The organism is Nocardia sp. NPDC057272 (assembly GCF_042668615.1).
GTDB lineage: Bacteria > Actinomycetota > Actinomycetes > Mycobacteriales > Mycobacteriaceae > Nocardia.
Genome location: NZ_JBHUYK010000012.1, coordinates 1 through 12784 on the forward strand (window position 1 = coordinate 1; position 12784 = coordinate 12784).

Annotated in this window: 13 protein-coding genes; 6 read left to right on the plus strand and 7 right to left on the minus strand. The window is 68.9% G+C overall.

Annotated elements, in window-relative coordinates; translation table 11 throughout:
- Positions 1-41: 41 nt before the first annotated feature.
- Positions 42-467, minus strand: coding sequence for a cold-shock protein (locus ACFULV_RS17745; protein WP_358071059.1), 426 nt, complete (start codon positions 465-467; stop codon positions 42-44).
- 162 nt (positions 468-629) lie between these two features.
- Here ACFULV_RS17745 and ACFULV_RS17750 point away from each other — a divergent pair, with 162 nt between their 5' ends.
- Positions 630-866, plus strand: coding sequence for a hypothetical protein (locus ACFULV_RS17750; protein ID WP_378657918.1), 237 nt, complete (start codon positions 630-632; stop codon positions 864-866).
- Between the two features lie 373 nt (positions 867-1239).
- Positions 1240-1848 carry a transglycosylase family protein gene (locus tag ACFULV_RS17755; RefSeq protein WP_378631954.1) on the plus strand — a complete coding sequence of 203 codons (609 nt, stop codon included), beginning with the start codon at positions 1240-1242 and terminating at the stop codon, positions 1846-1848.
- Positions 1849-1913: 65 nt separating this feature from the next.
- Here the strand turns inward: ACFULV_RS17755 and ACFULV_RS17760 are convergent, their stop codons facing one another.
- Entirely contained in the window at positions 1914-2105 is a 192-nt protein-coding gene (locus tag ACFULV_RS17760; protein ID WP_056818634.1) for a hypothetical protein, read from the minus strand.
- A 39-nt stretch (positions 2106-2144) separates the two neighbouring features.
- Between ACFULV_RS17760 and ACFULV_RS17765 the strand changes: the two genes are divergently transcribed.
- The gene (locus tag ACFULV_RS17765) at positions 2145-4436 is read left to right on the plus strand and encodes a helicase-associated domain-containing protein (protein ID WP_378657921.1); all 2292 of its coding nucleotides are present in this window, start codon (positions 2145-2147) and stop codon (positions 4434-4436) included.
- On the opposite strand, the gene ACFULV_RS17770 is transcribed toward ACFULV_RS17765, so the two are convergent.
- The gene (locus ACFULV_RS17770; protein ID WP_378657923.1) at positions 4433-4945 is read right to left on the minus strand and encodes a hypothetical protein; all 513 of its coding nucleotides are present in this window, start codon (positions 4943-4945) and stop codon (positions 4433-4435) included. The two genes, ACFULV_RS17765 and ACFULV_RS17770, sit on opposite strands and share 4 nt — an antisense overlap.
- 98 nt (positions 4946-5043) lie before the next feature.
- Between ACFULV_RS17770 and ACFULV_RS17775 the strand changes: the two genes are divergently transcribed.
- Positions 5044-5892 (plus strand): hypothetical protein, encoded by an 849-nt coding sequence (locus ACFULV_RS17775; protein ID WP_378657926.1) that lies wholly within the window; start codon positions 5044-5046, stop codon positions 5890-5892.
- Here ACFULV_RS17775 and ACFULV_RS17780 read toward each other — a convergent pair.
- The 3 genes from ACFULV_RS17780 to ACFULV_RS17790 form a co-directional block, all read right to left on the minus strand.
- Positions 5889-7280 (minus strand): M1 family metallopeptidase, encoded by a 1392-nt coding sequence (locus ACFULV_RS17780; protein WP_378657929.1) that lies wholly within the window; start codon positions 7278-7280, stop codon positions 5889-5891. The genes ACFULV_RS17775 and ACFULV_RS17780 overlap by 4 nt on opposite strands.
- Before the next feature lie 60 nt (positions 7281-7340).
- Positions 7341-8006: a DUF3239 domain-containing protein gene (locus ACFULV_RS17785; RefSeq protein ID WP_378631943.1), complete on the minus strand. Its 666-nt coding sequence runs from the start codon at positions 8004-8006 to the stop codon at positions 7341-7343.
- Positions 8007-8105: 99 nt separating this feature from the next.
- Positions 8106-9773 (minus strand): DNA repair helicase XPB, encoded by a 1668-nt coding sequence (locus ACFULV_RS17790; protein WP_101464529.1) that lies wholly within the window; start codon positions 9771-9773, stop codon positions 8106-8108.
- A gap of 345 nt (positions 9774-10118) precedes the next feature.
- On the opposite strand from ACFULV_RS17790, the gene ACFULV_RS17795 reads away from it, so the two are divergent.
- Complete coding sequence (locus ACFULV_RS17795) at positions 10119-10763, plus strand: LysE family translocator (RefSeq protein ID WP_378657931.1); 645 nt, start codon at positions 10119-10121, stop codon at positions 10761-10763.
- A gap of 212 nt (positions 10764-10975) precedes the next feature.
- Complete coding sequence (locus tag ACFULV_RS17800; protein ID WP_378658200.1) at positions 10976-11572, plus strand: trimeric intracellular cation channel family protein; 597 nt, start codon at positions 10976-10978, stop codon at positions 11570-11572.
- 27 nt (positions 11573-11599) lie between these two features.
- On the opposite strand, the gene ACFULV_RS17805 is transcribed toward ACFULV_RS17800, so the two are convergent.
- Positions 11600-12778: a pyridoxal phosphate-dependent aminotransferase gene (locus tag ACFULV_RS17805; RefSeq protein WP_378657933.1), complete on the minus strand. Its 1179-nt coding sequence runs from the start codon at positions 12776-12778 to the stop codon at positions 11600-11602.
- Positions 12779-12784: the final 6 nt, after the last annotated feature.

The following is a 12784-nucleotide window of genomic DNA, read 5'->3' on the forward strand; positions in this document are numbered from 1 at the left end:
GCCCCGAACGACATTCGTTCGGGGCCGGTCGCGCGAAAACCTCAGTGATCGAGTTCGCGAGCCACGGCCCGCACGACCTCGGAAATACGCTGGGACATCTTGCGATCCGGGTACTTGCCCCGCCGCAGATCCGGCTGCACAGTGCTCTCCAGCAGCGTGATCATGTCCTCGACCAGGCCGTGCAGTTCGTCGGGCGACTTGCGCGGCCCGGCGTCCTTGCGCGCGGGCGCCTGCCCACGGTCACGATCGCGGGCGACGGTCGGCGGCGCCTCGAGCACCGTCACGCTGAGCGCCTGCGGCCCACGGCGACCGGCGGCCATGCCGAATTCGACACGCTGTCCGGGCTTGAGTCCCTCGACGCCCTCGGGCAGCGCGGACGAGCGGACATAGACGTCCTCGCCCTCGTCTTGAGACAGGAAGCCGAAGCCCTTCTCGACGTCGTACCACTTCACCCGGCCGGTCGGCACTGCGCTCACCCGTTCATCATTCGGCACCCGAACCCTTGTGGCCCGGGTTACACAATCTTGCTTGTCGCGAAAAGAACGCGCCCCCCAACAAGGCGGGACGCGATGTGCTGCGAGTCTACCCCGGTGGCTATATCGCGAGCACATCAGTTTTACGGTTCATCGGTGACGAACTCACCAGATCCGGCCTCGCCCGGTCCGCGACGCTCCGGCGATCGCCTGCTGCACGTGGCCCTCGTCCTGTTCGGTATCGGAATTCTGGCGGTGGTCGCGATCTTCGTGACGCCGATCGTGTCCGACAGCGATCCGGGGCTGTGGCTCTACGGCCTGGCGATGCTCGCACCCGTCGGCTTCCTGCTCGCGCTGGTTTTCGCGCTGTGGTCGGGCCGACGCGCGCGTTGACGCGTCAACCGAATACCCCACCGAATGTCATCCAGCCAAACATGTGACCTTCGTCACATAACGGCGCGGTCACGAAGTGAGCGCACAGCTGTCGCGCACATTCGGCACCGCGACTACCTGCGCGGACACATCAGGGATCACCCTGAGACGACCCCGAGACCCACCGGGACCCGCCGGTTACCAAATAGTGACATTCGCCGCTGACCGTCGTACCGTTTCTCTCAGCCGGGGTAACCCCCGGAACCACCGGCCCGCCGCACCGAACCTCACCCCGCGGGTACCGGACCCCGATTGGAAACAAGGGATGAGGGCGGACCGGGAGACCTCTCAGTCCGGGCCACATGCAGGTGCGAACGAGAGGAAGAAACCCGATATGAGTGGACGCCACCGCAAGCCGACTTCCACCGGGCGCACTGCTGCCAAGGTCGCCGTCACCGGCGCGATCTTCGGCACCGCAGCCGCTGCCCTCGCAGGAAACGCCAGCGCGGCCCCTGACTCCGACTGGGATCGCCTCGCACAGTGTGAAGCCGGCGGCAACTGGGGCATCAACACCGGCAACGGTTTTCAGGGTGGGCTGCAGTTCTCGCCCTCCACCTGGACCGCACACGGCGGTGGCGAGTACGCCGCCTCCGCCAACCAGGCCACCCGCGAACAGCAGATCGTGGTCGCCGAAAAGGTTCTCGCTTCCCAGGGTTGGGGCGCTTGGCCGTCCTGCTCCTCGCAGCTGGGTCTGAGCAGCGGACCGTCCGAGCGTGTCGCTCCCTCGGCGCCGAGCTGGGCTCCGCAGGTCAACGTGCCGCAGGTCCAGGATCCGAGCCAGGAAGTGTTCTCGGCCGTCGACCGCGCACTCACCGTCGTGCAGCAGCAGGGCATCGCCGTGCCGCAGCAGGCTCTCGACTTCGTCAACTCCGCCAAGGGTTCTCAGCTGGACCCGGCCGTGATCGACTTCTTCCAGGCGAACAAGGGTCTGCTGCCCTCCTGATCGCCCGCATACACAACAAGAGCCCGCATCCTCGAGGATGCGGGCTCTTGTTTTTCTCGTCCGAATTACACCCGGTTGATGGTGGTCTGAGGGTGTACGTACGGCAGCGTCGCGGCCGGGACGGGAAACTCGGTGTCCTCACCGAAAGGCGAGAGATTACCGGCGCGGGTCGACGACAGTTCGGTCACGGCGTGCTCGCCGTCGGCCACCTCGGGCCAGCCGTTGTCGACGTAGGGTTTCTTCGATTTGTTCACCACCGGCTCATTCTGGCATACCCAACCACGTAGGCTCGATCGGTGATCGCGACAGACTCTCTCGCCGATTGGCTCGGTGCGCGCACCGATGCCCAGCTGGTGAAATTGCTGCAGTTGCGGCCGGACCTGGCGGTACCGCTGCCCGCGTCGATGTCGGTGCTCGCCGTGCGCGCTCAGCAGCGCGCATCGGTGTTGCGTGCCGCCGACGATCTGGACACCCTCGAGTTCGCGATCATCGAGGCGCTGACGGCCAATGAGGACGCCCGCACGATCGGCGCCGAACTCACGCCGCTGACTCGCACCACCCTGCACGCGCAGCTCAAGGATCGCGTCACCAAGACCGCGTTCACCGCCGCGCTGACCCGCCTGCTCGACCGCGCCCTCGTGTGGCAGGTCGGCGACCACCTCGACCTGACACCCAGCGCCGCCGAAGCCCTGCCCTGGCCGCTGGGCGCGACGACAGCGCTCCCCGACGCGCTCACCGAGCCCGAGGTATCGGCCGCGCTGGCCAGGGTGAGCCCGCCCGAACGCGCGCTGCTGGACAAACTCGCCACCACCGGGCCCCGAGGCCGTACCAGGGACGCCGCCCCCGGCACCGATCCCGACCGGCCCGTGCCGCGCCTGCTCGCCGCCCGGCTGCTGCATCGGATCGACGACGAGACCGTGGAGTTGCCCGTCACCGTGGGCCAGATCCTGCGCGGCGAACCCGTCACCGACCCGCACGCGCTCGCCCCGCCCAAACCCGCCCTCGTCAAGAACGCCGCCACCGAGGTGAACGCGGTCGGCGCGGGGGAGGTCGGCGAACTGCTGCGCGACGCGGGCGACCTGATCGACGCGCTCGGCGCGCTGCCCGCCCCCGCCCTGCGCGCGGGCGGACTCGGCGTGCGCGAACTGCGCAGGCTGGCCAAGCAGACCGGCATCGACGAACAACGCACCGGCCTGCTGCTCGAATTGCTGGCCGCCGCGAAACTCGTCGAGAAGGGCCTGCCCGAACCGACCCCCGACCTCGACTCCACCGACGACTTCTGGGCCCCGACGCCCGCCGCGGATTCCTGGCTCGACGCCCCGCCCGCGACCCGCTGGGTGACACTCGCGCAGGCGTGGCTGGAGCTGGATCGGATGCCGTGGATGATCGGCCTGCGCGATGCCGCGGACAAGCCGATCGCGGCCCTGTCGGCGGAGCTGCGCGTGCCCCACGCGGTGCGCGATCGTGCGGCGATCCTCGGCCTGCTCGCCGAGTATCCGACCGGCACCGCGGTGACTCCCGCCGATATCGGCAAACTGCTGGCTTGGCGAATGCCGCGTCGGCGCAGGCACTTCCGCCTCGATGCCGTCACCGCGACCCTCGCCGAGGCGGCGGTCGTCGGCCTGCTCGGCCGTGGTGCCCTCGACTCGGCGGGCCGGGCCCTGCTGCACGGTTCTGTCGCCGACGCCGAATCGGAAATGGCCGCGGCGCTGCCGAAACCGGTCGACCATGTCCTGGTCCAAGCCGACCTCACGGTGATCGCCCCCGGCCCGCTGGTATCGGAACTGCGCGCCAAGATCGGCCTGGTCGCCGATGTCGAATCAGCGGGCGCGGCAACGGTGTACCGGGTCAGCGACGCGACGGTCCGCCGCGCGCTCGACGCCGGCCTCACCGCCGCCGAACTGCACGCGTTGTTCGCCACCCACTCCCGCACCCCCGTGCCACAGTCGCTGACCTACCTCATCGACGACGTGGCCCGCCGCCACGGCCAGCTCCGGGTCGGCATGGCCCAGTCGTTCCTGCGCAGCGACGACCCGGCGCTGCTGGCCCAGGTCCTCGCCGCTCCCGTGGCCGAAACCCTGGCGCTGCGCGCTATCGCCCCCACCGTGGCGATTGCGCTGGCGCCCCTGGCCGAGATGCTCGACCAGCTCCGCAAAGCGGGCTTCGCCCCCGCGGGCGAGGATTCCGGCGGCGCCATCGTCGACCTGCGTCCTCGCGGCGCGCGGATTTCGGTCCGTCCGCTGGCCCGCAGGCCCTACCGCCCCACCCCGCCGAACGACGACCAGCTCTCCCAGCTGGTCACCGAACTCCGCGCGGGCGAACGCGCCGCGGGTGCCCGCACCGGTCGCTCGGTGCGCACCGACGGCACCCGCACCGGCACCGCGGCCACCCTCGCGCTGCTCCAGCTGGCGGCGAGAGTCGGCCGCCCGGTGAACATCGGCTACGTGGACGCCCAGGGCGTGGCCACCCAGCGGGTGGTCGAGCCGCTGCGGGTCGGCAACGGCCAACTGGACGCGGTGGACCCGGTGAGCGGGGCAACCCGCCATTTCACCCTCCACCGCATCGCGTCGGTGGCCCTGCTCGATTAGGGCTTGGCCATGCAGAAGGTCGTCTTCGGGTCGGGAACCGTCCGGAACTGCGTGGCGTCCGCGCCACACAGCAGTTCGTCGGTCTGCCCGTCGATCCGCTTGACCACCTTGAACGAAGCCTCGGCCGCCGTACAGTCGACCGACTCCGCGGGCCGCTTCCCCGCCTCCGCGTAGCAGCTGCCCTCGGCGAAATTCGGCGCCAAGCACAGCGTGCTCTTCGCGTCCCCGACCGTGCCGTTGAACGCGGCGTTGTCGGCGGCGCAGTCCGCCCCGACCTTCACGATCCGGTAGTTCGACTTCGCCGACGAGCAGTCACCGACCGTCGCCTTCATCGCGTCGGCAGCGTTGTCACTGACCTCCACGCACGACCCCACCGCGACAGCACCGGCCGACGACGAATCATCGGAGGAGCACGAAACCACCGCTCCGACCAGGGCCATCGCGGCCACCGGCCCGAGCACGATCCGCGCCAACAGCCGCTTCTCCGGGAAAATCACTGAAAACCTCACTCACCGAACGGTTCAGGGTGAACACAACCGCCGGTGACGATACCCAAGTGCCCCGCGCCCGCGCTCCCCCCTAGCGCAACCTGTCTACCATCACAAAGATGACCCTCGACGACGTCGCAGGCGAGCTGTACACCCTCGACCCCGGCGACTTCGTGTCGACCCGCGCCGAACGCGCCGCCCAGGCCCGCGCCGACGGTGACCGCGACCTGGCCAAGGCCATCACCGCCCTGCGCAAACCCACGGTCGCGGCCTGGACGGTCAACCTGCTGGCCCGGCACGCACCGCAGGAGATCGCCGCCCTGCTCGATCTGGGCGACGCCCTGCGGTCGGCCCAGCGTCAGCTCTCCGCCGACAAGCTGCGCGCGCTGGGCACCCAGCGTCAACAGGTCGTGAACGCGATGACCAAGCGCGCCGCCGAACTGGCCGCCGAGCACGATCGCCCGGCGAGTGAGCAGGTGCTGCGCGAGGTCGGTCAAACTCTCACCGCGGCGCTGGCCGACCCCGATGTCGCCGATCTGGTTCGCGCCGGAGTGCTGCCCACCACGGTCACCTATGACGGCTTCGGCCCGGCCGGTCTGGTCGCGATCACCGGCGGCAAGGCCACCCCCAAGCGCGCGAGCACACCCCGCACCGCACCGAAGGACACCGAAGCCGAGCGTCGCGCGCAGGCCCAGCAGGAACTCGACGACGCCGAATCCGGTCTGGCAGCCGCCCGCACCGATCGCGATGAGGCCGAGGCCGCTGCCGCGCGGGCGAAGTCTGACCTCGACGAGATCGAAACCCGCATCGCCGACCTCCGCGCCGAACTCGAGCACGCGGAGCAGCAACGCCACTTCGCCCACACCGCCGAACATCGAGCGCGCGGCGAATTCACGGCTGCGCGCAGTCAATTCGATCGCATGCAACGCTGGGTCGAGCGCGCCCGTGCTCGGCTCACCGACGACTAGGGATGCAGGGTGCCCGGGTAGAGGAACGCGTCGCGCGGTGGTCTCGTCCCGTCCAGCCATTCGGCCAGGAACTCGCCCAGCGGCATCGAGGTCCGGCTCTGCAGGAACTCGCGGAACTCCGGCATCGAGGCGTGGCCGTCGCGATGCGCGTTCACGAAATCCTTGATCGCGGCGAAGAACACGTCCTCACCGAGCAACTTGCGAAGGGCGTGCAGGAACAGCGGCCCGCGATAGTAGACGGACGTGAATTCGTCGCCCGCGCCCGGCGCGGCCAGCGCGATCTTCCAGAACTTGGAATCGTCCAGGTATTTCGCGATGGTCTCGCGATACTCGGTGTCCACGTCGGCCTGGTCGATCCGCTCCGGCCACAGGTAATCGGCGGTATAGCTGGCGAAGCATTCGTTGAGACAGATGTCGGACCATTGCCGCACCGACATGGTGTCGCCCCACCATTGATGGGCCAGCTCGTGCACCACGGTGTTCAGATCGGTCCACGGCGCGTAGGTCGGCCGGGTCTGGGTCTCCAGCGAGAACGGCAGCTCGGTATCCACATAGATCCCACCGGCCACATCGAACGGGTAAGGACCGTACAGACTTTCGAGGAAGTCGAGGATCTCGGGCAGCCGCTGCTCGTCTTCGCGATTGTCGCCGGATTCCGGCGCGAATGCGCTCAGCACCGCGGTGCCGTTCGCGCGCCGCTGTTCGAGGAAGGTGAAGTGGTCCACCGCGACCGTGGTCAGATAGCCGATCGTGGGCTGTCGGGTCTCCCACGTGGTGTGCAACCGGCCGTCGCGCACCACGTGCTCGGTGCGGTCGCCGATCGACATGATCTCCCAGTCGGCGGGCACCGTGGCGTGCAGCGTGAAAGTCGCCTTGTCCAAGGGGGTGTCGTTGAGCGGGTACCAGGTGCTCGCGCTGTGCGGCTCGCCGACGGCGAATGCACCACCGTTGGGCGCGTGCGTCCAGCCTTCGCCCTCGGTGTCGGCGGCCGCGCCGGCGTAGTCGACGATGACCCGCATCGGCAGCCCCGGCGGCAGCGGTAGCAGTGGTGTGACCACGAGCTCGTGCTCACCGTCATGGGCGAACCCCGCGGGCTGACCGTTGACGGTCACCATCAGCACCTCGGGTCCGCTGTAGTCGAGGTTGAACTGTGTCAGCGGCTGGGTGACGCGGCCGTCGATGCTGGCCGTGCCGCGCAGGTGGTGAGCACCGGGTTCGTAGTCGATCGACACGTCGTAGTGGGTGACGTCGTAGCCGCCGTTCCCGTCCAGCGGATAGTACGGATCACCCAGTCCCGGAGCCCCGATCAAGGCCGAATCCGCCGCTACCGGAGGAACTCCCAGCGCCACCAGCGCGAACACCACGCACAACCCGGCCGACCAGCGCATGTCGAGGACACCTTTCGTCGACCGGATCGCACGAACCGAACCATCGTCGCAGGTGCGCCCCTAGCCCAGGTCGGAGGGCAGGTGCTGTGGGTCGAGCAGCAGGCGCTTGGTCGCGGTGCGTTTCACCCGCGATGCCAGTGCCAGGTTCTGTGCGAGCAGCCGCCATTCGACCTCGTTGATGGCGTCGCACGCGCGCTCGATCACCGCGTCGTCGCGCGTGCCCCAGGCGATCGGCATGGCGGTGACCAGCTGCCAGCGTTCGCCGACCTGACGCGGAGCACGGTCGGTGCGCACCGCGACGGCGGGCACCCGCTCACCGCGCTGCGGCGTGTGTCCGGGCAGCGTGCGCACCTTGCGGGTGATCAGGGCCCAACTGCGCTCCGGCGCAGCGGGTTCGGCGATATCGACCAGGGCGAGCAAGACGATCGCGCCCGGCTCGGCATCGCTGACGACAGCGGGGACGAGCACCCCGTCGTGGTAGAGCTTTTCGATGCTGGAGCGATGCGGCGTCCACAACGCCACCCACAGCGCGATGCCCGCGATGAGCACGCACACCACCGCGAGCAGAAATCCCCACGCCTGTCCGCTCCACACCAGCGCCGCCGTGGCCGCGATGGCGAGACCGGCGACCAGCAGGGCCACCAGGCGCAACCTGCGTAATCCGGTGAACGTCTCGTTCACCGCATGAGCGTGTTCACGGTCGACCACGAATTCGAAGCGGCGCACGCCTTCCTTCCTAGCACAAGTTGCGGAGGAATTGCCTCCACTTATCTGCCGAGGGGTTCACACACCGCACGCTACCCCCCTTTGACCTGGCGAACAGTGCTACACGCCGTCCCCGATCGGCGGACCGAGCAGGTCGTCGGCATCGACAATGCGGTAGGCATAGCCCTGCTCGGCCAGGAAGCGCTGCCGGTGCGCGGCGTATTCGGCGTCGAGCGTGTCGCGCGCGACCACCGAATAGAAATGCGCCTGTCCCCCATCCTGTTTCGGCCGCAACAGCCGGCCGAGGCGCTGGGCCTCTTCCTGCCGGGAACCGAAGGTGCCCGAAACCTGCACCGCCACCGAGGCTTCCGGCAGATCGATGGAGAAGTTGGCGACCTTGCTCACCACCAGCACGGGGATCTCACCGGAGCGGAAGGCGTCGAACAGCGCCTCACGTTCCCTGTTCTTGGTGGCACCGGTGATGACCGGGGCGTTCAGGTCGACACCGAGCTCGTCGAGCTGATCCAGGTAGGCGCCGATCACCAGGGTCGGCGCACCCGGGTGCCGGGCCAGGATGGACTCGACCACCGGGATCTTGGTGCGCGCGGTGGAACACAGCTTGTAGCGTTCCTCCGGCTCGGCGGTGGCGTAGGCCATCCGCTCCGCGTCGGTGAGCGTCACCCGCACCTCGACGCAGTCGGCAGGCGCGATCCAGCCCTGCGCCTCGATGTCCTTCCACGGCGCGTCGTAGCGCTTCGGGCCGATCAGCGAGAACACATCGCCCTCGCGACCGTCCTCACGCACGAGCGTGGCGGTGAGACCGAGCCTGCGGCGCGACTGGAGGTCGGCGGTCATCCGGAAGACCGGCGCGGGCAGCAGGTGCACCTCGTCGTAGATCACCAGGCCCCAGTCGCGGCTGTCGAACAGCTCGAGGTGCTTGTACTCGCCCTTCGACTTGCGCGTGATGACCTGATAGGTGGCGATGGTGACCGGGCGGATCTCCTTGCGCTCGCCGGAGTACTCACCGATCTCCTCCTCGGTGAGGGTGGTCCGCGCCAGCAGCTCGCGCCGCCACTGCCTGCCCGCCACGGTATTGGTGACCAGGATCAACGTCGTCGCCTTGGCCTTGGCCATCGCGGCCGCGCCGACCATCGTCTTGCCCGCGCCACACGGCAGCACGACCACACCGGAACCGCCCGCCCAGAACGAATCGGCGGCCATCTCCTGGTAGTCGCGCAGGTGCCACTTGCCCTCGGTGTAGTCGAGGCCGATGTCGTGCGCCTCGCCGTCGACATAACCGGCCAGGTCCTCCGCGGGCCAGCCGATCTTCAACAGCATCTGCTTGATGTGGCCGCGCTCGGAGGGGTGCACGATCACGGTGTCGTCGTCGATGCGGGCGCCGAGCATGGGCGCGATCTTCTTGTGCCGCAGTACTTCCGCGAGGACCGCGCGATCCAAGCTGACCAGGCACAACCCGTGCGCGGGATGTTTGACCAGCTGCAACCGGCCGTAGCGGCCCATCGTGTCGACGATGTCGACCAGCAGCGGCTGCGGCACGGCGTACCGCGAGAAGTTCACCAGCGCGTCGACGACCTGCTCGGCATCGTGGCCTGCCGCGCGGGCATTCCAGAGCGCCAGCGGCGTGATCCGATAGGTGTGCACATGCTCGGGGGCGCGTTCCAGCTCCGCGAACGGGGCAATGGCCTGCCGGGCGTTACCTGCCAGCTCGTGGTCGACCTCGAGCAGCAGAGTCTTGTCACTTTGCACGATCAGCGGACCGTCGGTCACACGTTGCTCCTGTGATTGTCGGCGGCGGGCGCCGCGGGTTTTCGGCCTCGTAACCCCGGATCCGAGGGGCGATACTCCGGCTTCGCCGTTACGTCTCGCCCCTCGGATCCGGGGCGGCCGAAAACGTGGTGGGCGAGTTGGGAGTCCGTAGGTGGGCTCGTCGGGTGCGGCGTTTCACTCGGGAGGGAACCCCGGATCCCGGGTGAGGAAACGTGGCTTTTGTCGATTGTACGGACCAGGACCGACATGACCTGGGCGGACAAACAGGGACAGCGATGGTCGGCCGGTCCAGCAGGTGTCGACTGGACCGCGACAAGGCGTTCCTGACCGGGGCAAACTCGGTGCATGCTTCAGACAACGGCGGTTCTCGGGGTGGCGGCGGCGGCGCTCGGCATGGTGCTGACGCCGGGACCGAACATGATGTATCTGGTCTCGCGCACCGTCGCGCAGGGCCGCCGGGCGGGGATGATCTCGCTGATGGGGGTCGCGGCGGGCTTCGGTGTGTACCTGATGGCGGCCGCGGCGGGGATCACTGCGGTGTTCGCTGTTGTTCCCGGGTTGTATCTGGCGGTGAAGCTGGCGGGTGCGGCGTATCTGCTGTGGCTGGCCTGGCAGGCGATCCGGCCGGGTGGGGTGTCGGTGTTCGCGCCCGCCGACCTGCCGCACGACCCCGCACGGCGCCTGTTCACGATGGGGTTGGCCACCAACCTGCTCAATCCGAAGATCGCGATCATGTACATGGCGTTGATCCCCCAGTTCGTCGATCCCGCTCGCGGCGCCCTCTGGTTGCAGAGCCTGTCGCTGGGCGCCATCCAGATCACGGTCGCGCTCACCGTCAACGCCATGATCGTCCTCGGCGCCGCGGGCCTGGCCACCTTCCTCACCGCCCGCCCCCTGTGGCTGCGCACCCAGCGCTACCTCATGGGCACCGCTCTCGGCACCATCGCCGTCCTGCTCGCCACCGACAAGGCCCGCCCCACCCCCGCCTGAGAAACGTGCCGCCGTCGCGTTCACTCGCGGAATCGGATCGCCACCAGTGTGTGGGCCGGTCGCCGTCGCCGCGCGCCTGCGTGTCACGCTGCTTCGGAGTAGCGAGGCGGAAGGATTGCGTGGTGAGCGTTGGTGTGCTGGTGGCGGCGTTGGCCGGGCCTTCGGTCAGCGAGCTGGACTCGGCCGTGAACGCGGTGCATCGGGGCGGCGAGATGATGGGGGTCATCTCCTTCGCCGCGTCGGGTGCGCTGGTCGCGGTGCGCAAGCGGCTCGATCTGTTCGGGATGGTGGTGCTGGCGTGTGCGACCGCGCTCGGCGGCGGCATCGTGCGTGACCTGCTGATCGGGCGAACTCCCCCGGCCGCGTTCACCGACCTGACCTACCTGTCCGCGTCGATAGTCACCGCGCTGGTCCTGTACTTCATCGCGCCATCGCGCCGGCTCACCAAGGGACCGCTCGAAATCGCCGACGCGATCGGGCTCGGACTGTTCTGCGTCACCGGGACCGTGATCGCCGACTCGGCCGGGCTCGGCGCACCCACCGCCGCCCTGCTCGGCATGACGACCGCCATCGGCGGCGGGGTGATCCGCGATGTGCTCAGTGGCGAGGTGCCCACCGTCCTGCGCCCGGACCAGGACCTCTACGCGATCCCGGCCCTGTTCGGCGCGGCCGCGACCGCCGCACTGCTCTCGTTCGACCTGTACCAGGCCTGGACGGGACTTCTCGCCGCTGCGGGCGCGGTGGGTTTTCGCCTGCTCGCCCGCCATTACCAGTGGCACGCGCCGCTGGCCCGCCACGCCCGCGACTGACCGGCACCGGCGACCCAGCGCCAGCTGTCAGCGCACCATCATTCCGGCCCGAAGCCGCCGTACCCCTTCGTCGATCGTCTCGTCGCGCTTGCTGAAGGTGAAGCGCACCAGGTGTTTCCAGTCAGCGGGGTGATCGGCGAAGACGCTGACCGGTACGGCGGCAACGCCGAGTCGCGCCGGTAGCTCACGGCAGAACGTCAGCCCGTCCTGCGCGCCGAGCGGCCGGATGTCGGCGCAGACGAAGTAGCCGCCATCGCTGGCCGAGACCGTGAACCCGGTGTCGCGCAACGCCGCCGAGAGCCGTGTTCGCTTGTCCGCCAGACCGTCCCGCTGGGCATGCACCCAGTCCAGTTCCTCATCGATCGCCTGGGCGACAGCAGGCTGGAACGGCCCGCCGCCGACGAACGTGAGGAACTGCTTGGCCGCAAGCACACCGTCGAGCAGCGGCGCGGGCGCACAGGCCCACCCGATCTTCCACCCGGTGACATTGAACGTCTTCGCCGCGCTGGACACCACGACGGTGCGCTCACGCATCCCGGGCAGCGTGGAGATGCTGATGTGCTCGGCGCCGTCGTAGACGAGATGCTCGTACACCTCGTCGGTCAGCACGAGCAGATCGTGTTCGACAGCCAGCTCGGCGATCGCGGTGAGGTCGGCGCGGTCGAGTACGGCTCCGGTGGGGTTGTGCGGCGAATTGACCATCAGCATGCGGGTTTTCGGTGTGATCACGGCACGCAAACTGTCCAGGTCGAGCACGAACCGGTCGCCGTCGGGCACCAGGCGAGCCGTTCGTCGCTGTGCGCCGGCGAGGGCGATCGCGGCGGCGTAGGAGTCGTAATACGGCTCGATCAGCACCACTTCCTGGCCGGGCTCCACCAGACCGAGTACGGCGGCGCTGATCGCCTCGGTCGCGCCGACGGTCACCAGAATTTCGGTGGCCGGGTCGTAGGCGGTGCCGTAGCGGCGGGCGCGGTCGTCGGCGATCGCTCGACGCAGCACCGGCATCCCGCGGCCGGGCGGGTACTGGTTGAGCCCGTCGGCGATGGCCGCGCGGGCCACCTCGAGCATGCGCGCGGGTCCGTCGGTATCGGGAAAGCCCTGGCCCAGATTCACCGCGTCGTGGCGGACCGCCAGTTCGGTCATCTCGGCGAAGATGGTCGATCCGAAGGGGCGCAGGCGGGCGACGGTGGGCGGCACAGGCGGCATCTCCGC